This is a genomic window from Microcoleus sp. B3-A4, assembly GCF_036705385.1.
In the GTDB taxonomy this organism is placed as follows: domain Bacteria; phylum Cyanobacteriota; class Cyanobacteriia; order Cyanobacteriales; family Microcoleaceae; genus Microcoleus.
Genome location: NZ_JAUBUI010000201.1, coordinates 1 through 1966, shown reverse-complemented (window position 1 = coordinate 1966; position 1966 = coordinate 1). Strand labels below are relative to the sequence as shown.

The window sequence follows — 1966 nt, the reverse complement described above, 5'->3', positions numbered from 1 at the left end:
AATAATCTGCAATTTCCTAATAAACTCACGACGGGCGATCCTAACGACAATAATGTTACGGCAAATGTGACGATCGCCGACCCCTTACTTGGCTCTTTGCAAAATATTAACGGCGCTTTCGTGCTGCCGCTGCTAGCAGGAAGTCCGGCAATTGATACCGGTACTGGTGTGGGCGCGCCGGCTGCGGATCAGCGCGGTGTGAGTCGCCCTCAAGATGGTGATAATAACGGAAGCGCGATCGTTGATATTGGCGCTTACGAATTTAACCCTACAGTTACGCCGCCTCTTACTGGTTCCTTGGGTCAAACCAATAATTACAGCAGCATTAGTGACCTGATCGCACAATGGCCGAATGCCGCCCAGAATCAAGGCATCAAACTGTCTGGGATAGCTTTTGATGGCGTGGAAACTGACTACCTTAACCCGAATGTCATCAGCAACCTCACCTTAGCAAGCAACGAAAACCCTAAAAGCTGGTTGAGCTACGGTAGTACCGGTGGTATTGGTGTCCCATCCTCTTATGATGGTTGGTTCACCGACGCCAGGAAAATTCGGGCGGAAATCAACCATAACCCCAACACCAATCAATCTCAGGCGCTGAAGGTGAAATGGGCAGATAACCAAGACATCACTAGCACAACGATCGACCTGGCTGGATTGAGTCCCAAAACAAGTCCTGATTTGGGCGATCAAGGCAATGAAGTTGCTTTCTTGCAAATCTTTAATAATGGGGTTCTGGTACCAGCCACCAAATTTACGATCACTCGCCTCAACGCTCCGAGCGCTCCAAAACCGATCGCTCGGTCTTCAGATGGAGTGACTTTCATTGGCGATCGCACCGATGGCAGTTTCAAATTCCAGATAGTAGGAGACTCTCTGGGCGGCGCTACTTTTGACGAACTGCGGTTCTCCACCAAAGCCTACGATAGCCCCACCGCTGCCTACGCCGCCACCTCCTTCAAAAGCGATGGTTCCGATTACCTAGTGCGGCACATTGAATATCAAGGGATTTCTAATGCTGTGCCTCCGACTTCCTTCTCTTACGGTTCGTCTCCTGATCCTATTATTGATGGTGGTTCTGGAGTTGTTACGATTAATCGGACTGGCGATACTTCGGTTTCGGCTTCGGTGGACTATTTGATTGTTGCCCCTAGTGGCGGTCAACCTGTGAACAACGTAGACTACAACATTAGTCCATTTGCTGTGAATCCTTCGTCCGGCACGGTGAACTTTAATCCCGGTCAAACTAGCGTTACTCTGACGATTAACAATCTTCCTGGTTTGACTGGTGGGGTGGTGAATTTGGGCTTTGGGTCAGGTTCGATCGGCACCCCGGCATCGACTGCAATTACTCTGCTTTAAGACTGTTAGTAGGGCGAGGAATCCTTGCTCTACTAATATATCTTGCAAGTAGTTAAATAAATGCTTTGGTAGCGATGCACAGTAATGGTTTAATATTAAATCAACATAACTTTTTGAGTTAAAAGTATGGACTGTCTTAATTGTCAAAGCTATTTTTTTTAATGAAAAACTTATTACGGAAAACAGCGATTTAAGTGTAAAAAATGTAGTCGTCAGGAAGATTGAAAATCCTCAATATAAGCAGGTTTCACTTCTAAAGTAAATCCTTAATTTAGCGGCTGATTTTAGAAAAAACTTATTGAGCCGGAATTGCTAGAGAGCCGGGAGTATCCATTCGATAGCTTAAGAATTATGTAAATAAAAAGTATGCCGAAAATTCTGGGAAAATTTTGGTGAGGAAAAAACCGAAAGGTTCATTGACTTTACAGGTAGATGAAATGTGGTCTAGTGTCAAAAACAAGCGAAAAAAGCAATTGCTCTGGATAGCTTTCGATAGAAATACCCGTAAAATTGTTGGACTTTATATTCTGGAGTTTAGACTAAAAAACGAGCGCATCTAAAAGTAGCTGCCTTTAAATATGCGGCAAGCTGTTACTCAACAACT

General features: G+C 44.9%; 1 protein-coding gene. It reads left to right on the top strand.

Going from position 1 to position 1966, the window contains the following annotated elements; all coding sequences use genetic code 11:
* Positions 1–1362 (top strand): choice-of-anchor Q domain-containing protein (locus QUB33_RS29320; protein WP_333358172.1); only part of this gene is annotated, 1362 nt, incomplete at its 5' end.
* Positions 1363–1966: the final 604 nt, after the last annotated feature.